Raw genomic sequence first — 20,464 nt, forward strand, 5'->3', positions numbered from 1 at the left:
GCCGGTGACAGCAACGATTTCCGATGCAGAGCTTCCCCTCATACCCGTGCCGCGCGATGCGCAATGCCCGCTCAAACCCCCAGCCGACTTCGCGGATTGGCGCCAAGAGCCGGGGCTTCGGCGGGTGATGTACCACGGCAAGCCGACGTGGATGGTGAGCCGCTACCGAGACATCCGAGCGGCGCTGGTGGATCCGCGCCTGTCGGCCGACACGATTCCGGCCGCCATCAGGCCGTCGGGCCCGGGTGGGACGGCGCCGGTGATGTTCGCACGCGTCGACGATCCCGAGCATCACCGGTTGCGGCGCATGGTGACCGCCAGCTTCACCTTCCGCCGGTGCGAGGCGATGCGGCCGACGATCCAGGAATTGGTCGACCACTATCTCGACGAGATGATCGGCATCGGACCGCCGGCAGACCTCGTGCGGCACTTCGGCTTGCCGGTGCCGTCGATGGTGATTGCGTTGCTGTTGGGCGTACCGCCGGACGACCTCGAGCTTTTCCAGCACCACACCACGGTCGGATTGGACACCAGGTCCACCGACGCCGAGAAGGCGGCCGCGTTCGGGGCGATGTATGCCTATATTCAGGAGTTGGTGCGCCGCAAAGAGCGCCAGCCCGGCGACGACTTGATCAGCCGCCTGGCCACCGAATACATCGCGACGGGTCAGCTCGACCATGAGACCGCCGCCATGACAAGTGTGATCATGATGCAGGCCGGCCACGAAACCACCGCCAACATGATTTCGCTGGGAACCGTTGCGCTGCTGCAACATCCGGAGGTGTACGAGCGACTCGGGCAGACCGACGATGGCGCCGTCGTCGCCAACATCGTCGAGGAGCTGATGCGCTACCTCAGCATCGTGCACAGCCAGGTCGACCGGGTGGCTACCGAAGACCTCACCCTGGGCGGTCAACTGGTCCGCGCCGGGGACTGGGTCTTGATGAATCTGCCCGCCGGAAACTGGGATGCCGATTTCGTCGAACATCCCGAAGTGTTCGACCCGGAACGAAATCCGCGTGGGCACTTGGGTTTCGGCTATGGAGTGCACCAATGCATCGGGCAGAACCTGGCACGGGTGGAGATGCAGGTGGCATTCGCGACGTTGGCGCGGCGACTACCTGGACTCAAACTGGCGGTAGCATCGGATCAGCTCAGGTTCAAGGAAGCCGACATCTACGGCATGAAGGAACTGCCGGTCAGCTGGTAGCCGTTCGACGCGTAAAAGCAACGCAGCCTTGGAGATTCAGTGACAGCCAGCGACGATCTGCGGTTCGACGAGCAGGTTGCCGTGATCACCGGCGCCGGCGGCGGCTTGGGCCGGCAGTATGCCCTGCTATTCGCATCGCGCGGCGCGCGCATCGTCGTCAACGATACCGGCGCGTCGGTCACCGGGGACGGCTCGAACTTCGAAGCCGCGAGTGATGTCGCCGCCGAGATTCGCCGACTCGGTGGTGAGGCCGTCACCGACACCCATAGCGTGACCAGCCCGGCAGGTGGACAGGCGATCATCGAAGCCGCACTTCACGCCTGGGGACGCGTGGACATCGTGATCAACAACGCGGGCATCGTCCGCGACTCGGCGTTTCAGGACATGACCGCCGATCGGCTGGAACCCGTCTTGGACGTGCACCTGCGGGGCGCCTTCCATGTCACGCGGCCGGCCTGGACCGTGATGCGCCCGCAACGCTATGGCCGGATACTCAACACCTGCTCGGCGGCGGGAATTCTTGGCGCCGAAGGCATGAGCAACTACGGTGCGGCCAAGACCGGATTGATTGGTTTCACCCGGGTGTTGGCCGCCGAGGGAGCCGAGCACGGAATCAAAGTCAACGCGATCGCGCCGATCGCCTACACCCGGATGTTGACGCACTCCATCGAAGAAGCCGGCCGACCCGACGACGCGTCGGATCGAGCCGTATTGGATGACCTTGCAAGTCAATACCTCGAGAAGCTCGACCCCGCCCGGGTAGCGCCGGTGGCCGCCTTCCTGGCGCATCGGGACTGCCCGGTTTCCGGCGAGATCTACACAGTTGGCGCCGGACACGTCGCGCGCTTCTTCATCGGCAGAACAAAAGGCTTCTACAGTCCCACGCTGTCCATCGAGGAAGTCCGGGACCATTTCGCGGAGATCCGCGACGAAGCCGACTACACGGTGCCGGCCGGACCGGGCGACGAGATAACCACGCTCTTCGCCACCATCACGGCGAACGCACCATAGGGGGCGCGACGCCACCATTCTGCGGATCGGATATTTCGTCAAAGAACTCATCATAATTTGTATTTCCGGCGGCGAGGGCGGTGACAAAAATCGGTTAAACGCCGCCGGAAATTGGGCCTGCTATTTCGAAATTGCCGTCATCGGCCATTTGCTACCCTCACCAGGAGCCGCGCCGTCTTGTCGCCCGATGTACGCCCGAGAGCTCGACTGTGACGGATTCGTGACCGGCTGGCATCGAAACTTTCGCAGACCTGCCGCGCCGCGAAAACGTGCTGGTAGCGGCCCGGACCGCGACGTGAATTTGGGCGCGATCGGTCGTGTGAGCCGGCCTGACTCGACAATCTTGATTGGGGCGTTCACCGCAATCTGCCGCATACTTGACGTCATGCGACAAACGACATCACCGCAAACCGCGGATGCGGTAATCGGTGATGCGCGCCGCGAGCAGACGCAAAATCGCCCGATTTCGCCCCAAATTGGGCAATTTTGCGTCTCTTCGCGGGTAATCGGCCGAGGCTCAGCATGGCGCGCCCGGCCCATCTAAAGCGCCACCGCGCCGTCCGTCAGCCCTCGCGGATGCGAAGGGCTGTGACGCGCGGCTTCATGGCGCTGGTGTCCGTGGTGGCGGTGCTGCTCACCGGTGCCGGGTATTGGGTGGCCCACGGCGCGCTGGGCGGCATCACCATCTCGCAAGCTTTAAGTCCCGACGACCCGCGATCCAGCGGCAACCAGATGAACATCCTGCTGATCGGGCTGGACTCGCGCAAAGACCAGGACGGCAACGACCTGCCGTCATCGATCCTGCGGCAGCTGCACGCGGGCGATTCCGACGACGGCGGCTACAACACCAACACGCTGATCCTGGTGCACGTCGGCGCCGACGGCAAAGTCGTCGCCTTCTCGATCCCCCGCGACGACTGGGTGGCGTTCAATGGTGTCCCCGGCTACAACCACATCAAGATCAAAGAGGCCTACGGCCTTACCAAGCAATACGTTGCGCAGAAGCTGGCGAACCAGGGTACGAGCAGCCGTAAGGAACTGGAGAGTAAGGGCCGCGAAGCAGGCCGAGCCGCAACGCTGCGTGCGGTGCGCAGCCTCACCGGGGTTCCGATCGACTATTTCGCCGAGGTCAACCTGGCCGGTTTCTACGATTTGGCCCAGACGCTGGGCGGCGTCGACGTCTGTCTGAACCACGACGTCTACGACTCCTATTCCGGGGCCAACTTTCCCGCCGGACGGCAACGGTTGAACGCCTCGCAAGCGCTGGCATTCGTCCGGCAGCGTCACGGCCTGGAAAACGGCGACCTGGACCGCACACACCGGCAACAGGCGTTCCTGTCGTCGGTCATGCGGGAGCTTCAGGATTCGGGCACCTTCACCAACCTGGACAGGCTGAACAGTCTGATGGCTGTCGCCCGCAAAGACGTCGTGCTGTCCGCCGGCTGGGACCAGGACCTGTTCCGCCGCATGGGTGACCTCGCCGGCGGCAACAACGTGGAGTTCCGGACGCTGCCGGTGGTCCGGTACGACAACATCGACGGCCAGGACGTCAACATCGTCGACCCGGCCGCGATCAAGGCCGAGGTGGCCGCGGCGATCGGCGCCGCACCGCCGACGGCCACTCCCACTACCACGGTCAGCAAGCCGGATCCGTCCACCGTCGTCGACGTGATCAACTCGGGGAGCTTGACCGGCCTGGCTGGCGAGGTGTCGCGAGCGCTGCAGAAGCAGGGCTACACCATGGGCCAGGTCCGAGATCGCAAATCGGGCGAACCGACGGCTACGACGATCACGTACGGCGCGGGCGCCGACACCGACGCGCGCAATGTTGCGACACTGCTCGGGATCGACGGCCCCAGGCAGGCCGATCCCACCGTCGCGCCGGGACACATCCAGGTGGTCGTGGACACGAACTTCTCACTGCCCGCACTCGAAGAGTCCACCACCACGACGACCACCACTACGACAACCAAGTCCAGCACCTACGGGTCTTACGGCTACACCACCAGCACCTACCCCACACCCGATCGAGGAAAACCGATCGACGGCGGCGGCGTGCCCTGCGTCAATTAAGTCGCTGAGCAGACGCAAAATCCCCCATTTTGGGGCACGAAATAGGCGATTTTGCGTCTGCTCGCCCCAATTAGGCGTGCGTTCCGCCGTCGATACGGATCTCGGTCCCGGTGATGAACGCCCCGTCCTCGGACACCAGCATGGCCACCACGCCGGCGACGGCCGACGGGTGCGCCATTGCGGCGCCGCTGGATGTCTCCGTCGTGGGCAGGACCGGTGTCAGCCTGGCGAACAACGACCAGTCGGCATCCGGCGGAATGTATCCACCGGTGGCATCGGTGATCCCGGACTTGATGCTGCCGGGCGCGACACACACCGCGCGCAAACCCTGGCGGGCGTATTCGAGCGCCAAAGCATGGGTGAAGGACTGGATTCCGCCCTTGCTGGCCGCGTAAGCCGCCATGTACGGGTGCGCGAAGGACGCCGACGTGGAGCTGAAGTTCACGATCGTGCTGCGCGGATTCGCCAATAGCGTTGGCAGCGCTTCACGCACCACCAGAAACGTGCCGGTGAGGTTGACGGCGATGATCTGATTCCACTGCTCGATGCTGGTCTGGTGGGTGTGCATCGCACGCAGCATTCCGGCCGCGTTGACCAGGGAATCCAGCCCGCCAAGTGTTTCGACGGCAAAGGACACGCCGTCGATCACCGACCGCTCGTCGGCGACGTCCATCGCGCAGGTGGTGAGGCGGTCACCGGTCGCGGTGTCGTCGGCCCGGGCCTGCGTTTTGACCAATCCGTCCGCGGCGATATCTGCACCCACCACGGCAGCACCCTCGTCCAGCAGCCGCAGCACGGTGGCTTGACCGATACCGGATCCCGCTCCGGTGACCAGGATCCGATTGCCCGCTAGCCGGTTCATGTCCTCTCCCGTCAGCTCACTGGCCCATAACGTATTGCATCGACGGCCGCGCTGTACAGCCGCCACCGGCAGCGGTCGCCATTGCCGAGCCGTTACCCGCGCCGGATATGAACCCGCCTGTGCCAGAATGGTATTCAGGTCTGTCACGTTGTAGCAGGAAGGACAGGACGACGTTCTCGACGGCTTCCCGTTGCTCGGTCATGGGCCGATGGCCGCAATCCGGGAACACGTGCAATTGCGCGTTTGGGAAGCCGCTGACGGTGGCGATCGCCATGTCCAATGGCGTCACCCGATCGTCGCGGCCCCATACCAGTAGGGTCGGTGTCTGGACCGGCAGCCAGCGGGTGGAATTTCCAGAGCCGGGCACGTTTCTATCGATGCCGCCGATGATCACCAAACGGTGCACGCTGCCTGGATGGCGAAGCGCATAGTCGGCGGCGGTATGTCCGTTGACCGAATCACCCACTATGCCAAAGCTTTCCAGTTCCAGGGCCGCGATGAAGCGGGCCAGGGCGTCCCGGCCGGCGCGGATCGGGCCGCCGCCGTCGCCATCAATGCCGGGCAATTCGAGGATCAGGCAACGAAAGAATTCAGCGAAGGCCGGGACCGTATCCCGCACGGCGGCCCACCCCGTCGCGCCTCGCCCGTTGCCGTGCAGGAACACCAGCGGTGGTCCATAGCCCGCCTCGTGATAGCGCAGGATGCCGTTGCCGGAGAACAATGTCCGCGCGGTGCACTCGCAACTCAAAGTTGACGGCATAACCCGTGCTCCTTGACCCACTCGGCGACGGTCATCGCCGCACCGCGGCCGATGGGGCCATTGCGCGTGCGCTGCGGCTTCGGCGCCCGAGCGCTTGGTAGCGCTCATAGACGCAGCGCATCCCATGCACCAGTGCCGGCAGCAACGGGGTCAAGATGATCAGGAAAAAGGCGATCGCAGGGGCATACTGCATGGCTTCACTCACAGTTCACCGCAAAGCGGATAACTAGAAATCGGTAATCGGTCCCAAACAGGCTCACCCAGGTGCGACGCCGGTGTGGACCGAGTTCCCGTTCAGCAGGACGGTTTCGGTGACGATGCGCGCGAGCTGACGCAAAAACAGGTTTATATCAAGAACTTTCGTGCCTGCTCGCCGGGTCTGTCGGCGGCTGAACGGGTATCCGCCCCGCGCTGGCACCACCATCGACGGCGAAGTCGGCGCCGGTGACGTAAGACGAACCATCCGAGGCCAGGAAGGCGACCAGCGGGGCGACCTCCTCCGGCGCGCCGACTCGACCCAGGGGTGCGCCCGGATGGCCCCCTGGCCCCCGGTGCACGTTGAGGTGCTCGATCATCGGCGTGTCGATCATCCCGGGATACACGGTGTTGACCCGTATTCCGTACGGTCCCAGCTCAATAGCCGCAACCTTGGTAAGGCCGCGAAGGCCCCATTTGGACGATCCGTAAGCGCTGTAACCGGCGAGTCCTTGCAGTCCGGCCTGGGAGGAGACGTTGACAATGGAGCCCCCGCCGGCGGCCTTCATGGGCGCGGCAACGGCCTGGATCCCGAGGAAGGGCCCGATCAGGTTGACGCGCAGCATCCTCTCGAACTCGTCGACCCCCTGATCCAGGATCGGCGTCGCAGTGCAGATCGCCGCATTGTTCACCAGCACATCGAGGTGACCGAATGCATTGTGCGCAAACGCGATTACTTCCGCCCACTGGTCCGGACTACTGACGTCATGGCGGATGAACCGGGCCGATGCTCCGATCGACGACGCAACTTCACGACCCAAGTCTTCGAGGATGTCGGTGATCACCACCTGGGCGCCCAGCGACGCGAACAACCTGGCTTCTGCGGCTCCCTGACCGCGGCCGCCACCGGTGATGATGGCGACTTTGCCGGACAGGTCGGCAAGTTCGTTGGCCGCCATATCAATCGGCGTCCTCGGTGTCGACGAGCATGGTCGGGGTCATCAGCGCCGGAGTCTTCACGTCACTTTCCTTAGCATCGAGATGTCGCGGCAACCCTATAACCGGTTCTGGAAAGGTGGCCGACGCCATCCCGATGAATGAGATATCGCTTCGCCGCACTGTCGCGAGGGTGCGCATATTGCCGGCAATTCGCTGGTGTCGTGTACAAACGCGCACGCTCGCGGACGATCAACGTCAGGTGGTCGGGGCGCCCTGGCCCTGGATCATCTGATCCAATATGTAGCGCCCCGACCGGCGTCTACCCTAGCTATCTTCGCGGCCGGCAAGGCATTGGTTCCCGATGAGTGAGATATGGCGAACAGATCTGGCTCACCTCATCCGATTGTGGTAGGCACTATCTGACCGGTGCGGGCAATAACAGCCACCTGAAACCGGCGCGGCACGTGAACGCTGAGGTGTACCGATGATCGACAAACCACTGGCCGCCACCGGCGAAGACGGCCGTCACCTCTATACCTGCCCGCTGTGTGAAGCCATGTGCGGCTTGGAAATCCACGTCGCCGGCGGCAAAGTGAGCAACATCCGCGGCAACCGCGACGACACGTGGAGCCACGGACATATCTGTCCAAAGGGCACCACACTCGGCGCCATCCACGAGGACCCGGACCGCATCCGCACGCCGATGATCAAAACCGACGGGCGCTGGCAGCAGGTCAGCTGGGATGTGGCGTTTCGCCGTTGCACCGAACTACTGCAGCCCGTGATTGCGAAGTACGGCATCAGAGCTGTGAGCGCCTACAACGGAAACCCACTCGCGCATACGTTTTCGCTGGGCCGCTACGTCGGTGTGCTTCTCGGCTTGTCCGGCATCCCCACCAGTTATTCCTCTGGCACCGTCGACCAGTGGCCCAAGAACTTGACGTCGCACCTGATGTACGGCGGCTGGTGGACCATCCCGGTACCAGACATCGAGCGCACTGACCTATTGGTCGTGATGGGCGCCAATCCAGCGGTTTCGCAAGGCTCGCTGCTTGCCGCGCCCGACGTCATGGGCATCATCGGTGAGATCCGCAAGCGCGGCACGGTCATCGTCGTCGACCCGGTGCGCACCGCCACCGCCGCCAAGGCCGACGAATGGCTCGCGATCACTCCCGGCACAGACGCCGCCCTGCTGCTGGCGGTGGTACACGTCCTGTTCGACGAAAACCTCGTGCGCCTGGGTGCCGCCGGGCCGCATATCGGCGGTCTCGATGACTTGGCTGCGGCAGCCGCCGAGTGGCCGCCGGAACGCGTGGCCACGGCGACGGGAATCGCAGCCGGCCGGATCCGGAGGCTGGCCCGCCAGTTGGCCGACGCCGAGCGTGCCGTGGTGTACGGCCGAATCGGGTTGTGCAACCAGGAGTTTGGCAGCTTGGCCAGTTGGCTCGTCGACGTCGTCAACATTCTCACGGGGCATTTCGACACCCCAGGCGGGGCAATGTTCCCCCGCGCGGCCGCGTGGTCACTCACCACCCAGCCGTTACCGGGCCTGGAGGGGGGCCTGCCGGAGTTCGGCCGTTGGCGCACCCGGGTGCGCGGCGCCAAGGAGGTCCTCGGCCAGACACCGGTGTCCTGCCTGGCCGAAGAGATCGCCACGCCTGGCGAGGGCCAGATCAAGGGGCTCATCACCGTCGCCGGCAACCCGGTGCTGTCCAGCCCGGCCGGGCACCTCCTCGATGAGGCGCTGCCCCAACTCGAGGCGATGATCTCCGTGGACTGCTGGCTGAACGAGACCACGCGTCACGCCGACGTGATCCTGCCCGGCCTCTCCCCACTGGAACAGCCGCACCACGACGACCTGATCCTGCAATTCGCCGTCAACAGCGTCGCCAACTACTCGCCGCCGGTGTTCTTCCCCGACGACCCGGACCGGCCGCAGGAGTGGGAGATACTGATCCGGCTCACCGGGCTGTGCGCGGGGACCCCCGCCGAGGACGTTGATGTCGCCGCCTTGGACGACGGCTTCTTTGACATCCTCTGCTTCACCCAGAATCTCGACGGGGCGCAGATCCGCAAGCACTACGAAAAGGGCGGCCCAGAAAGGATTCTCGACCTGACCCTGCGCACCGGCCCGTTCGGCGACCGGTACGGAGAGAACCCCGAGGGGCTCACCCTGGACAAGCTCAAGGCCGAACCGAACGGCATCAACTTCGGCCCGATGGTGCCGCAGCTGCCCGGCATCCTGGCCACACCCGAGAAGAAGATCCGGCTGGCCCCGCAGTATCTGCTCGACGACCTGCCGCGGCTGGCCGCGCGCATCGACCGCAAGCCCGACGACTTGGTACTGGTCAGCCGGCGCCATCTGCGTTCCAACAACTCCTGGATGCACAACGTGCCGGCCCTGATGAAGGGCAAGGACCGCTGCACCATGCTCATGCATCCCGACGACGCCGCGACGCGAAACCTGCGCTCCGGCGACCTCGCCGTCGTCGCGTCATCGACTGGGCGCGTGCAGGTTCCGGTCGAGATCACCGACGCCATCAAACCCGGCGTGGTGTCGATGCCGCACGGGTGGGGTCATGGCAAGCCCGGCACCCAAATGGCCGTGGCCAACGGCTCTCCCGGGGTTAACAACAACATTCTGGCGCCGCCCACGTTCATCGACGAGCCGTCGGGCAACGGCGCCGTGAACGGTATCCCGGTGACTGTCAGTGCGTTGTGTTCGGCCGCTGAATCAGCTGGCATGCCCATGAAAACCATTGCGGCACAACACTAAACGACGACCGCCCTAGACCACGCCGCGCAGGCCGTCGGCGCCGAACGCGGGCTCGAGCATCGCGGAGAAGTCGGGGCCGCGTCGCAGCATGTGTCCGCCGTCGACGTTGATGCATTGTCCGGTGATCCAGCTGGCGGCGTCGCTGAGCAGGAACATGGCCAGGTTGGCGACGTCCTCCACCTCACCCGGCCGCGGCAGCGGCGTGCAGTTGGCGTAGTCGGAGCTCAGCTCCGGTGACTCGGTGATGGGTGCGACGAGTTCGGTGCGGATCAGCCCCGGACGGATGCTGTTCACCCGCACCCACGATGCGCCGAGTTCGTCGGCCGCCAATTGCATCAGGTGGTCGACGGCTGACTTGGTGACACCGTAGGCGCCGAACCAACGGTGGGTGTTGCTGGCTGCGATCGACGAGATGCCGACAAACGAACCGCCGCCGCCGCGCACCAGTTCCCGCGCCGCGTGCTTGAGCACGTACATGGTGCCGTTGACGTTGAGGTCGACGGTGCGCCGCCAGGCCTGCGAATCGACCTGGGTGATCGGCCCGATGGTCTCTGACCCGCCCGCACAATGCACCACGCCATGCAGCCGCCCGTGCCACGCCGTTGCCGCATCGACCGCGCGAGCGGTCTCTTCCTCGTTGGTGATGTCGGCGGGCTCGTAACGAATGGAGCCGGCGGGATCTAGCGCTTCGATTTCTTTGACAGCGCCCGCCAGGCGGTCCGGGTTGCGGCCGATGATCATGACCGAGGCGCCGGCGACGACCAGCCCGGTGGCAACACCTTTGCCGATTCCGCTGCCACCGCCGGTGACCAGATACGTCCGGTCTTGGAATGAAAGCTGCATCGTGCATCCCTTCTCTCCCCTCGGCGAGCAGACGCAAAAGCTCCCTATTCCGGCCGGAATCAGGGGCTTTTGCGTCTGCTCGGCATATTACGGCGTATCGCGGCGAGCGACCTTCGTCGGCTTGGCCGTGCGCCAGTCTTCGACATCGGGCGGCAGGCCGACCGGAAACCTGTTCTCGTTGTGTGCGGCCCAGTGCGCGTGACCCAGCTCGTGCACATGAAATGCGTGCCGCAGCGCCTCGGTGAATCCCATTGCATCGGAGGCGGCGTTGACCGATGCCTTGACCAGAAGCGCTGCCATCGTGGGCCGTTCGGCGATGCGCCGGGCGAATTCCAGAGTCTTTTCTTCCAGCTCGTCGAGCGGAAAAACCTTGGATACCATGCCGAGTCGATGGGCCTCGTCGGCGTCCAGCGAATCACCGGTCAGCAGTAGCTCTTTGGCTTTGCGGGGACCGAATTCCCAAGGGTGGGCGTAATATTCGACACCCGGCATGCCCAGCCGCACCGCGACCACGTCGCTGAACTTCGCATTGTCGGCGGCGACGATCAGATCGCAGGCCCAGATCAGCATCAGCCCTGCCGAAATGGCGTTGCCCTGCACCTGCGCGATGGTGATCTTGCGCAAATCGCGCCAGCGGCAGGTATTTTCGAAGAAGAAGTGCCATTCCTGGTGATAGAGCTTCTCGATGATCGGCTCGAGGGTGGCGCCATGCGACCGATAGGTCGGGTGCTGATTGGGTCCGGGTTTGCGCTCCAGCAGCGCCGCGTCCGAGCCGAGATCGTGGCCCGCGGAGAAGTTTTTACCGCGCGCCGCAAGGATCACCACCCGTACGGTGTCGTCGGCCTCGGCGCGGGCGAACGCCTCGTCGAGCTGGACGAGCAGGGTGCGATTCTGCGCGTTGTGCTCGTCGGGCCGGTTCAGCCAGATCCGGGCGATTCGGCCGTCGTCGAGGGTTTCGTAGACCACCGGCCCCTCAGCGTTGCCGTCCGCGTTGGAAGCGGCCTGGGTGCCGGCCTTGTCGGAGAGTGTCATGTTTACACATTACGGCCGGTGTGTAAGCGCTTCCGCGGCGGGTTCGTGACCGGCCGCTGACGGAGGGGCAGCAACCGATGGTCGCGGGTGAAGGCCAAGCGCATCGTGCCGAGGCCGACGACAACCGTGGTGGCCGCCACCGAGCCGAGGATCAGGAACATCACCACCGCCTGGACGAGCACGGCCTGCACCGGCGGCACGCCGGCCAAGATTAGCCCGGTCATGGCACCCGGTAGGAAAACCAGGCCGGTGGCCTTGGTGGTTTCGATCTGCGGGGAAATGGCGGACCGCAACGCGATCCGCAGGTAGGGCGCGGCGGCCCGGCGAGACGGTTGGCCCAGGGCGAGCCGGGCTTCCACCTCGGCGCGTTTGTCTCGTAGCTCGTCGACGAGGCGTCGGGCCACCAGCACCATGGCGGTCATCGAGTTGCCGATCATCATCCCGGCGATCGGCACCAGGGTGCGGGCCTGCAGCGGGAACACCCGCAGACCGAAGAGCGCGCCCAGTGTGATCGCCGACGCGGCGGTGAACGCGGCGATGGCCAGCAACGCCAGCCGAGGCACCTCCGGCGCCCGTCGGCGCGCGACGTCCCCCGCGTAGGCGATCATGGCGGCCGTCCACAGCCACGACCACCACAGCGACCGGCCAGGCGCCAGCAGCAACGTCAACGCCCCGCCCACCAGCAGCAACTGGACCAGGGCCCGTGCCGCCGCCCACAGCACCTGACGCTCCAGACCCAATCGCTGCCACACCGATATCGCCGCCGCGAACACCACCAAAACCAGCGATGTGGCCAGGCCGATCCAGCTGACTTGCCCGTTCACGACGGCGTCTGCCCGGTGCAGCGGCCCCGCTCGATGTGCAGGATCCGGTCGGCGGCCCGTTCGGCTTGCGCCCGGTCGTGTGTCACCCACAGCGCGGGAATGCCGTCGTCAGCCAGCTGGCGCACTGCGCGCTCGATCACCCCGGCGGCTTCGGCGTCGACGGCGGAGGTCGGCTCGTCCAGCAGCAGCACTTGTGGTTGTGCCATCAGCGTGCGGGCCAGGCAGACTCGCTGCGCCTCGCCGCCCGACAGCGCGGTGGCGTCGCGGTCCAGCCACGACTGGGCCCCTGATTCAGTCCCCGATGCGGTCAGGGCAACCCGCGCCAGCGTTTCTCGCATCTGTGCTTCGGACGCGTGCGGCTCGGCCTCCCGCAGGTTGTCGGCCACGGTGCCGGGAAACGGTGTCGGGCGCTGAAAGCACATGCCCACCTGGCGCCGCAGCCGCAATGGGTCCAGGCCGGCGATGTCTGTGCCGCGGTACAGCACCCGCCCACTCGTCGGCACGTCTAGTCGATTGCATAGCCGCAGCAGGGTCGACTTGCCTGCTCCCGACGGCCCGAATACCGCGGTCACTCCGCTTCCCGGGATCGTGGCGGTGAACCCGTCCAACGCTCGCAGCCCGTTGCGCTCGACGACGACATCGACGAAGTCGAACACCGAGTCCATTGCGATGCCTCCATCTACCGAATCGGCCGCGCCCTCGACGGTTGCGGTAGGCTCTGCGAGAACTTTCGGAACACGATATCGGAGTCCGATTTGTTGTATTACGCATCGACCGGCCCATCGAACCCTGGATTGATCTGGCCAGTGAATGCGTGGCGGCCCAGTGCCCGTTGATCGGCGCGAGTTTTTGACATTGGGTGGTCTGGCGGCCCTGGCCGCCGGCGGCGTCGTGGCCAGCTGCTCGAGCGACCCGCAGCACACCCAAGCCGGTCAGAACGCCGACTACACCTTGCGCATCGCGCAAACGGAGTTCGAAGTCGCGCCGGGGAAACTCGTCAAGACCACCACGTACAACGGCCAATTCCCCGGCCCGCTACTGCGGCTCACCGAAGGCCGGCAGATCTCGGTGGACGTCCACAATGACACCGCCACGCCACAGCAGCTGCACTGGCACGGTCAACGGCTGCCGGCCGACGTCGACGGCTCCGCCGAAGAAGGCACCCCGCCGATCCCGCCACACGGCATGCGCCGGATCTCCTATGTGCCCGGACCGTCGGGGTTTCGCTTCTACCACACCCACCTCAATCCCGGCGCCGACCTGACCGGCGGCCAGTACAGCGGCCTGGTAGGCCCGGTGTACATCGAACCCAAACGCGAGCCAGGAGCTTACGACCGCGAGGTGTTCCTGACACTCAAGGAATTCGCACCCAAGCTGAGCCAGGAAGCCGACATGCCGGGCGGCTTCCTGGCCGGCGAGGAGGTCGCGGAGCTGCGCGAGCGGGGTGAGCGGGCGATGAACGCCTCGCGGGCAGCGGGCGCCCCGCACGGCTACGAGGTCGGCTACGACATCTTCACGATCAACGGCCACAGCCTCGGCCACGGTGAGCCGATCCGGGTGAAGACAGGCGAACGGGTCCTCCTGCACGTGCTCAACGGCAGCGCCACCGAGAACCGGAGCCTCGCCCTGCCCGGGCACTCCTTCACCGTCGTCGCGCTGGACGGCAACCCGGTGCCCAAGCCCGCCGCGGTGCCGGTGCTGTGGCTGGGACCTGCCGAACGCATCTCAGCGATCGTGGGGATGAACACCCCCGGCGTCTGGATCCTGGGCGACCTGTCTGACGACGATCGCCAGGCCGGCATGGGCATCGTCGTGGAATACCCCGGCCGTACCGGCGACCCGCAGTGGGCGCCACCGCCACCGTTCCAATGGGATTACCGCTTGTTCACCGACGGCGGCGCCGCTCCGGCGGTCGATCACGTCATCGACATGCTCATCGAGGAACGCAACGCCGCCAGCAACGGGTTCAACATCTGGACCATCAACGGCACCCCGTACTCGATGGACGCCAACCAACCCGTCCTCGACATCGTCCACGGGCAGCGTTACCGGCTGCGGTTCCGCAACGCCAGCGACGACATTCACCCGATGCATCTGCACCGGCACATCTTCGAGATCACCCACGTCGCCGGTACCCCGACCGCCGGAATTCGCAAAGACGTCGCCATGCTGGGCAGCTACCAGGTCATGGAGGTCGACTTCCTGGCCGACCAACCCGGTCTGTCACTGTTGCACTGCCACCAGCAACTCCACATGGACTTCGGTTTCATGACGTTGCTGCGCTGTTCGTGAAGGGGCGACGATGCGGGAATTGCGGGCATTTCAACGGGCGGCGATACGGCTGCACATCCTGCACCACGCCGCCGAGGACGAGATCCACGGCGCGTGGCTCACCGATGAGCTGAGCCGACACGGATACCGGGTCAGCCCCGGCACGCTGTATCCGACCCTGCACCGGCTCGAAGCCGACGGGCTGCTGGTGTCCCGCCGGCAGGTGGTCGCCGGCCGCATGCGCCGCGTCTACCGGGCCACCCAGGCCGGTCGTGCGGCCCTGAACGACGATCGCCGCACGCTTCGCGAGCTGGCCCAAGAACTGCTGGGCAACGAGGCCTGACCGCATGACGTCGGCGCCGCCGAAACGGTGTCCCTTAAAGTTGTGTCATGCCTACCAAATCTGATCCTGGCGATATCGACGATGTCGAGCCGCTGGCCGACAGCACAGCGAGCCAGGCCAGGCGGGTCGTCGCCGCGTACGCCAACGATGCCGACGAGTGCCGGATCTTCTTGTCCATGCTCGGTATTGGGCCCGCGAAAATAGAGACCTAAATGGCACCCGGGGGTGGCGAGGACTCGAAGGCCGCGGATGCGGGGCGCTTCGGGGATTCGGAATTCGTGGTCGTCGCCAACCGGTTGCCGGTCGACCAGGAGCGCCTCCCCGACGGCAGCACAACCTGGAAACGCAGCCCCGGCGGGTTGGTCACGGCCCTGGAGCCGCTGCTGCGCCGTCGCCGCGGGGCGTGGGTCGGGTGGCCCGGCGTGGTCAGCGACGAGATCGACGCCGCCCAGGAACCCATCGTTCAGGACGAGCTGCGGCTGCAGCCGGTACCGCTGAGCGCCAACGACGTCGCCGAGTACTACGAGGGGTTTTCGAACGCCACCCTGTGGCCGCTGTACCACGACGTGATCGTCAAGCCCATTTATCACCGCGAGTGGTGGGAGCGCTACGTCGACGTCAACCGCCGCTTCGCCGATGCGGCCTCGCGGGCGGCGGCTCCCGGCGGAACGGTGTGGGTCCAGGACTACCAACTGCAGCTGGTGCCCAAGATGCTGCGCGCCCTCCGCCCCGACTTGACCATCGGCTTCTTCTTGCACATTCCGTTTCCGCCCGTCGAACTGTTCATGCAGCTGCCCTGGCGTACCGAAATCATCGACGGCTTGCTCGGCGCCGACCTGGTCGGATTCCATCTGACCGGCGGCGCGCAGAATTTCCTCTTCCTGGCCCGACGACTGGCGGGCGCAAACACCTCCCGAGGCGCGGTCGGGGTGCGGTCACGGTTGGGCGAGGTACAGCTCGACTCGCGGACAGTCCAGGTGGGCGCCTTCCCCATCTCCATCGACTCCAGAGCGCTCGACGAGGCGGCCCGCGATCGCAACATCAGGCGCCGGGCCCGCGAACTCCGAGCCGAGCTGGGCAACCCGCGCAAGATCCTGCTCGGCGTCGACCGGCTCGACTACACCAAAGGCATCAACGTCCGGCTGAAGGCATTCTCGGAACTGCTCGCGGACGGTCGTGTCAAACGCGACGACACCGTGCTGGTCCAGCTCGCGACACCCAGCCGCGAACGTGTGGAGAGCTATCAGATTCTGCGCAACGACATCGAACGCCAGGTCGGCAATATCAACGGTGAATACGGCGAGGTCGGTCACCCGGTGGTGCACTACCTGCACCGTCCGGTACCCCGCGAAGAACTCATCGCGTTCTTCGTCGCCAGCGACGTCATGCTGGTAACCCCGCTGCGCGACGGGATGAACCTGGTCGCCAAGGAGTACGTCGCCTGTCGCAGCGATCTGGGCGGGGCGCTGGTGCTCAGTGAATTCACCGGTGCGGCAGCCGAACTCCGGCAGGCGTATCTGGTCAACCCGCACGACCTGGAGGGCGTCAAGGACGCCATCGAGGCTGCGCTCAACCAGCCGGTCGAGGAGGGTCGGCGCCGGATGCGCTCGATGCGACGTCAGGTGCTCGCCCATGACGTAGACCGTTGGGCGCGGTCATTTCTCGACGCCCTCGCCGAGGCGCATCCAAGTAGCGGCAAGTAAGACCAGCAAACCCATGGTGTTGCCATCCAAACGCTGTGATACTCGATGACAGCGTTGGCATCCAATGGGAGGGAGAAGCCGTGAACATCCGTCGCGCGCTGGCCGCTGGTGCCGGCATCTTCTCAGCGGTGGCGATCGGAATCGCGTCGGAAGCCGACAACCCGGCACGTGCGGTCGTCGCACCACCGGCGGATGGCACCTATACGTTCAATCAGGCAGGCGTGTCGGGGGTCACCTGGACGGTCACGGCACTCTGCGACCAAGTCAACGGAAGCCGTTACTACAAGGACTACGACAACCCGATCATCATGGCCGATTTCTGCGCCTTGAATGTGGTGAGTTCGACCTCGGAGCGGATCACCCGGCAAGACAAGCTGCAGAACTACAGTGGCAGGGCCCGTCTGGTGAACGGACTTTGGACGTTCAAAGTCGATGTGGCCGACGGTGTTTCGTGTCCGGGCGGCGGTACCGGCCCGTCCACCGAGACTTACGCGTTCGACAACGAGACGCTCGCCGGCACCCATACCAGCTTGCACGGCGCCGTATGCGGCCTGCCGTCGGAGATGACCAAGCAACCGTTTTCGCTTGCCCTCGCCGGTCCTCCGCCCAGCCCGATCGAACGTTATCCCTTGCGCTGCAACGACATAGCGATGTGCTTTTAGAAGCAAGCGCTCAGATCGGCGTGATGAATCCGATCAGCCATTTGTCGCCGACTTTCTTGTAGTCCACCCGCAACCGGCTGCCGTCGAACACCGGCTGCCGTGACTTGTCGGTGACCGTCCGGTTCATATACACCATCACGGTCGCCGATTCCCGTTTCGCCGACATCACTCCCACGCCCACGACATTCGCCTGGACGACGACTTCCCGCTTCTTGGCCTCCGGGATGATCTGGTCGTTGACGCTCTTCTTGAACTCTTGGCGATAGTCCGGCGTCAGCAACGGGTAGGCCTCGGCGAGACTGCGCTCGATGGTCTGGTACTCGTAGGCGAACACCCGAGGTATGTCCTTGGCCGCCTGATGCGGCAACACCGCCCGCGCCGCCTGCGCGCCGCGAAGCTCGACTCGGTTCCAGTACAACCAGCCGCTTGCCGCCGACAACCCGACAAAGGCGAAAATCAGGACCGAGCCCACGATGGCGACCAGCCATCGCCCTATCCGCATCAGTTGCCCCCGTCCGGATACTTCAGGTCGTAGGTCGTCATCCGTCCAGCGTCGTCCTCATGCACGATGACCCGCAGCCGGTAGGGCGTGGACGGCTTGTTGACCCCGTCCATATCGGCGACCGTGACGCGCACCGAGACCAGCACCGACGCGTTGTCGCTGACCGGATCGATGCCTTCCAAGGCAGCCCCGTTGATGACGGCTTCCGACGACGCATTGGTCGAGCGAAACAGGGCTTTGAGGTTTTCGACATTGTTGTTGGAGCTGAGCATGCCGCGCAGCGGGCCGCTGGTGCCGTTGTAGAACCGGTTCACGCTCTCGTCGATGTTGTCCTGCTTGTAGCTGAACATGTTGACCACGGTCTGGGTGGCGGTGTCTACGAAACGCTGGTCGCGCGCCTGGTCGCGCTCGGCATGCCGCTGCTGGGTCACCAGCAGGGTCAGGCACGCGGCTAACGCGCCGACCGCTAGCAGCGCCGCGGCAACGGAGATCCATCCGACCAGGACGCGCCGCGGCTGCCGTCGCGGCGGTGGCTTGGCCGCCGCCGGCTTCTTGGCCGGCCGCGTCGGCTCGGGCGGTGCCTTGACCGCGGCCTTGGCGGCAACGGTGGTAGCGCCGGACTCGGCATTCGCGGGGCCCGCCGCGCGGGATGCCCGCCGACGGATCCGTTGCGTTGTTTGCTGCTGGGTCGCCGAACCGGTCTTGCCCGCCTCGTCTACATCCACCACTAAAGCGGCCTCGGGTCACGCATAAGGTCCAACCAATTCTCGGCGCTCGATGCGCCGCTCATACCGGGCGCGAAAATACCAGTCCCGCCCGCAGGGTCGGCAAAGGCACCGGTCCTCGGGTCATAGGTGGTGTACGCCGGGCCGCTGGCCTGCGGTTGGGGGCCTGGCGGCGGCCCCCCACGGCTTCTCCGGCCCGGGGCCCGCCGGCGGGGGATTGATCCCTTCCGGCGGCGCTGGCGGAGGCAGCCACTTCGGGTACGGCAGGATCGGCGGTACCGGTGGGACCCCCGGCGGCATCCACGACGGGTTGCCCGGCGGCGGCAACGTGTCGTTAGGCGGCGGCGGCGAGAGGGCCGGCTGGTGCCCCGGTAACGGCCCGGGACCAGGCACCACGCCCGGTGGGGGTGGCCCCACGATGGGAGTGCCCGGATCGGGTTCGGCGCCGGGCGGGATATACGGGAACTTGTTGGGCGGCAATACATTTAGCCCATTGGTTACCGGTGTCCCATAGGGCACCGGCGGACCCCGCCAGGGGTTGCGACCAACCGGCACATAGCCTTTGGGATCGCGACACAGCTGGATCGTCGGTGCCCGCTTGCCGGGGAACTCTTGGCACGGATAGTTGCGGGCGCCGCGCACCGTCGTGGGGTCGTTCTGCGCGGCCTTGCAGTACATGTCCCGCGGCAGCTCGCGCACCGTCTCGTCGGCCGGCGTGCGCATCAACGGCGGTGGCACGAAGCCCACCGCGCACGGGGGCGGGTCGTTTAGGTCGAGCTTGAAGTCCAGCTTGGCGCCCTCGTCTTGCGGTGTGCCACCAGCAGCGGTGGTGATCGCGGCGAACAACGCCGGCAACACCACCAGCAGATGCTCGATCGACTTGTGATAGATGACGCCGACCCGGCCCAGGTTGGCCAGGCTGGCCGCCAGCATGGGGAACGACGGCCGGATGCCGGAGAACGTCGCATTGGCCTCGTCGATCGCGCCCGGGGCGGTGGCCAGTGTGTCGCGCAGCTGCGGGTCGGCGCGCCGCAGCTCAGCGGTGAATCGCGCCAGCCCGTCAGCCAGTGACTTGATGTCACCCCCGGCTCGAATCTGGGCTTGCAGGAAGGGATCGACTTGGTCGATCAGCTGCGAGACTTGCGGATAGTCGGCATTGGCCTCGTCGACCAGCAGGCGGGCGGATTCGATGAGCCGGGCCAGCTCGGGACCGGAGCCGTTGGTCGCAGCGAAGGTCTCGCGCAATAGCTCGCGCAGTTTGGTGTCGCCGAGGCTATTGACCAGCGTCTCGGCCTGCTTCAGCAGGTCTGCGATGTCCTGGCCGATCTGAGTGCGGTTCCGGTCGATCCGGTCTCCGTTCCGCAACTTGCCCGGCGAAGGATTGTCGGGCGGGACGAGGTCGATGTACTGCTCGCCGATAGCCGACACACTCTTGACGGTGGCCTTGACGTTCGAGGGAATCGGAGTGCCGGTGTTCAGTCGCATTACGGCGGTGACCCCGTTGGGATTCAGTCCCACCGACTCCACCCGGCCGACCTCGACACCGCGGTAGGTGACGTTGGCGTTCTTGTACAGTCCGCCACCGGCCACGAAGTCGGCGCTCACTCCATATGTCCCGAGGCCGAAGGTCGCGGGCAACCGCAGGTAAAAAATGATCATGATGGTCAGCGTGATGACGGTGACCAGCGCGAATATGGCCAGCTGAATCTTGGTGACTCGATCTATCATCTTCC

At 65.5% G+C, this 20,464-nt stretch carries 20 protein-coding genes and 1 pseudogene; 9 read left to right on the plus strand and 12 right to left on the minus strand.

All coding sequences use genetic code 11. The features are described 5' to 3' along the window. Positions 1-4 precede the first annotated feature (4 nt). The 3 genes from AC5Y2L_RS15170 (at position 5) to AC5Y2L_RS15180 (ending at position 4,294) form a co-directional block, all read left to right on the plus strand. Positions 5-1,210 carry a cytochrome P450 gene (locus tag AC5Y2L_RS15170; protein ID WP_499935193.1) on the plus strand — a complete coding sequence of 402 codons (1,206 nt, stop codon included), beginning with the start codon at positions 5-7 and terminating at the stop codon, positions 1,208-1,210. 39 nt (positions 1,211-1,249) lie between these two features. Beyond that, the gene (locus tag AC5Y2L_RS15175) at positions 1,250-2,221 is read left to right on the plus strand and encodes an SDR family NAD(P)-dependent oxidoreductase (protein ID WP_499935194.1); all 972 of its coding nucleotides are present in this window, start codon (positions 1,250-1,252) and stop codon (positions 2,219-2,221) included. 522 nt (positions 2,222-2,743) lie between these two features. Next, positions 2,744-4,294, plus strand: a complete 1,551-nt coding sequence (locus tag AC5Y2L_RS15180) for an LCP family protein (RefSeq protein WP_499935195.1) — start codon at positions 2,744-2,746, stop codon at positions 4,292-4,294. A gap of 70 nt (positions 4,295-4,364) precedes the next feature. On the opposite strand, the gene AC5Y2L_RS15185 is transcribed toward AC5Y2L_RS15180, so the two are convergent. The 5 genes from AC5Y2L_RS15185 to AC5Y2L_RS15205 all read right to left on the minus strand — a co-directional run bounded on the left by AC5Y2L_RS15185 (position 4,365) and on the right by AC5Y2L_RS15205 (position 7,230). Next, a complete protein-coding gene (locus tag AC5Y2L_RS15185; protein ID WP_499935197.1) occupies positions 4,365-5,156 on the minus strand; it encodes an SDR family NAD(P)-dependent oxidoreductase in 792 nt (263 codons plus the stop codon). 16 nt (positions 5,157-5,172) lie between these two features. Then, positions 5,173-5,877: an alpha/beta fold hydrolase gene (locus AC5Y2L_RS15190; protein WP_499935198.1), complete on the minus strand. Its 705-nt coding sequence runs from the start codon at positions 5,875-5,877 to the stop codon at positions 5,173-5,175. A gap of 70 nt (positions 5,878-5,947) precedes the next feature. Then, complete coding sequence (locus AC5Y2L_RS15195) at positions 5,948-6,121, minus strand: hypothetical protein (protein WP_499935199.1); 174 nt, start codon at positions 6,119-6,121, stop codon at positions 5,948-5,950. A gap of 145 nt (positions 6,122-6,266) precedes the next feature. After that, positions 6,267-7,070, minus strand: a complete 804-nt coding sequence (locus AC5Y2L_RS15200; RefSeq protein ID WP_499935200.1) for a glucose 1-dehydrogenase — start codon at positions 7,068-7,070, stop codon at positions 6,267-6,269. 1 nt (position 7,071) lies between these two features. Continuing rightward, entirely contained in the window at positions 7,072-7,230 is a 159-nt protein-coding gene (locus tag AC5Y2L_RS15205) for a hypothetical protein (protein ID WP_499935202.1), read from the minus strand. 304 nt (positions 7,231-7,534) lie between these two features. Here AC5Y2L_RS15205 and AC5Y2L_RS15210 point away from each other — a divergent pair, with 304 nt between their 5' ends. Next, on the plus strand, positions 7,535-9,826 hold the full coding sequence (locus AC5Y2L_RS15210) for a molybdopterin-dependent oxidoreductase (protein WP_499935203.1): 2,292 nt from the start codon (positions 7,535-7,537) through the stop codon (positions 9,824-9,826). Positions 9,827-9,838: 12 nt separating this feature from the next. On the opposite strand, the gene AC5Y2L_RS15215 is transcribed toward AC5Y2L_RS15210, so the two are convergent. The 4 genes from AC5Y2L_RS15215 to AC5Y2L_RS15230 all read right to left on the minus strand — a co-directional run bounded on the left by AC5Y2L_RS15215 (position 9,839) and on the right by AC5Y2L_RS15230 (position 13,190). Continuing rightward, the gene (locus tag AC5Y2L_RS15215; protein ID WP_499935205.1) at positions 9,839-10,669 is read right to left on the minus strand and encodes an SDR family oxidoreductase; all 831 of its coding nucleotides are present in this window, start codon (positions 10,667-10,669) and stop codon (positions 9,839-9,841) included. Positions 10,670-10,756: 87 nt separating this feature from the next. Beyond that, a complete protein-coding gene (locus AC5Y2L_RS15220) occupies positions 10,757-11,701 on the minus strand; it encodes an enoyl-CoA hydratase (protein ID WP_499935207.1) in 945 nt (314 codons plus the stop codon). Positions 11,702-11,703: 2 nt separating this feature from the next. After that, complete coding sequence (locus tag AC5Y2L_RS15225; protein WP_499935209.1) at positions 11,704-12,525, minus strand: ABC transporter permease; 822 nt, start codon at positions 12,523-12,525, stop codon at positions 11,704-11,706. Further along, entirely contained in the window at positions 12,522-13,190 is a 669-nt protein-coding gene (locus tag AC5Y2L_RS15230) for an ABC transporter ATP-binding protein (protein WP_499935211.1), read from the minus strand. The genes AC5Y2L_RS15225 and AC5Y2L_RS15230 overlap by 4 nt, the downstream gene beginning before the upstream one ends. A 145-nt stretch (positions 13,191-13,335) precedes the next feature. Between AC5Y2L_RS15230 and AC5Y2L_RS15235 the strand changes: the two genes are divergently transcribed. The 5 genes from AC5Y2L_RS15235 (at position 13,336) to AC5Y2L_RS15255 (ending at position 17,504) form a co-directional block, all read left to right on the plus strand. Continuing rightward, entirely contained in the window at positions 13,336-14,817 is a 1,482-nt protein-coding gene (locus AC5Y2L_RS15235) for a multicopper oxidase family protein (protein WP_499935212.1), read from the plus strand. Between the two features lie 19 nt (positions 14,818-14,836). After that, the gene (locus AC5Y2L_RS15240; RefSeq protein WP_499935452.1) at positions 14,837-15,139 is read left to right on the plus strand and encodes an Rv3488 family transcriptional regulator; all 303 of its coding nucleotides are present in this window, start codon (positions 14,837-14,839) and stop codon (positions 15,137-15,139) included. 47 nt (positions 15,140-15,186) lie between these two features. After that, positions 15,187-15,351, plus strand: coding sequence for a hypothetical protein (locus tag AC5Y2L_RS15245; protein WP_499935213.1), 165 nt, complete (start codon positions 15,187-15,189; stop codon positions 15,349-15,351). After that, a complete protein-coding gene (locus tag AC5Y2L_RS15250; RefSeq protein WP_499935215.1) occupies positions 15,352-16,842 on the plus strand; it encodes an alpha,alpha-trehalose-phosphate synthase (UDP-forming) in 1,491 nt (496 codons plus the stop codon). Positions 16,843-16,922: 80 nt separating this feature from the next. Then, positions 16,923-17,504 (plus strand): hypothetical protein, encoded by a 582-nt coding sequence (locus tag AC5Y2L_RS15255; RefSeq protein WP_499935216.1) that lies wholly within the window; start codon positions 16,923-16,925, stop codon positions 17,502-17,504. A gap of 10 nt (positions 17,505-17,514) precedes the next feature. On the opposite strand, the gene AC5Y2L_RS15260 is transcribed toward AC5Y2L_RS15255, so the two are convergent. From AC5Y2L_RS15260 to AC5Y2L_RS15270, 3 genes and pseudogenes are all read right to left on the minus strand, one after another. Next, entirely contained in the window at positions 17,515-18,006 is a 492-nt protein-coding gene (locus AC5Y2L_RS15260) for a mammalian cell entry protein (RefSeq protein ID WP_499935217.1), read from the minus strand. After that, positions 18,006-18,731, minus strand: coding sequence for an Rv1363c family protein (locus AC5Y2L_RS15265; RefSeq protein ID WP_499935453.1), 726 nt, complete (start codon positions 18,729-18,731; stop codon positions 18,006-18,008). The genes AC5Y2L_RS15260 and AC5Y2L_RS15265 overlap by 1 nt, the downstream gene beginning before the upstream one ends. A 2-nt stretch (positions 18,732-18,733) precedes the next feature. Then, positions 18,734-20,459: pseudogene (locus AC5Y2L_RS15270) on the minus strand (virulence factor Mce family protein). Between the last annotated feature and the right edge of the window lie 5 nt (positions 20,460-20,464).

The organism is Mycobacterium sp. NGS66 (assembly GCF_059812225.1).

What these genes read in the sequence shown, in the direction of transcription:
- AC5Y2L_RS15185 (WP_499935197.1), bottom strand. Translation starts at nt 5,156, where the DNA reads ATGAACCGGCTAGCGGGCAATCGGATCCTGGTCACCGGAGCGGGATCC.
- AC5Y2L_RS15260 (WP_499935217.1), bottom strand. Translation starts at nt 18,006, where the DNA reads ATGCGGATAGGGCGATGGCTGGTCGCCATCGTGGGCTCGGTCCTGATT.
- AC5Y2L_RS15230 (WP_499935211.1), bottom strand. Translation starts at nt 13,190, where the DNA reads ATGGACTCGGTGTTCGACTTCGTCGATGTCGTCGTCGAGCGCAACGGG.
- AC5Y2L_RS15235 (WP_499935212.1), top strand. Translation starts at nt 13,336, where the DNA reads ATGCGTGGCGGCCCAGTGCCCGTTGATCGGCGCGAGTTTTTGACATTG.
- AC5Y2L_RS15215 (WP_499935205.1), bottom strand. Translation starts at nt 10,669, where the DNA reads ATGCAGCTTTCATTCCAAGACCGGACGTATCTGGTCACCGGCGGTGGC.
- AC5Y2L_RS15250 (WP_499935215.1), top strand. Translation starts at nt 15,352, where the DNA reads ATGGCACCCGGGGGTGGCGAGGACTCGAAGGCCGCGGATGCGGGGCGC.
- AC5Y2L_RS15210 (WP_499935203.1), top strand. Translation starts at nt 7,535, where the DNA reads ATGATCGACAAACCACTGGCCGCCACCGGCGAAGACGGCCGTCACCTC.
- AC5Y2L_RS15200 (WP_499935200.1), bottom strand. Translation starts at nt 7,070, where the DNA reads ATGGCGGCCAACGAACTTGCCGACCTGTCCGGCAAAGTCGCCATCATC.
- AC5Y2L_RS15180 (WP_499935195.1), top strand. Translation starts at nt 2,744, where the DNA reads ATGGCGCGCCCGGCCCATCTAAAGCGCCACCGCGCCGTCCGTCAGCCC.
- AC5Y2L_RS15220 (WP_499935207.1), bottom strand. Translation starts at nt 11,701, where the DNA reads ATGACACTCTCCGACAAGGCCGGCACCCAGGCCGCTTCCAACGCGGAC.
- AC5Y2L_RS15245 (WP_499935213.1), top strand. Translation starts at nt 15,187, where the DNA reads ATGCCTACCAAATCTGATCCTGGCGATATCGACGATGTCGAGCCGCTG.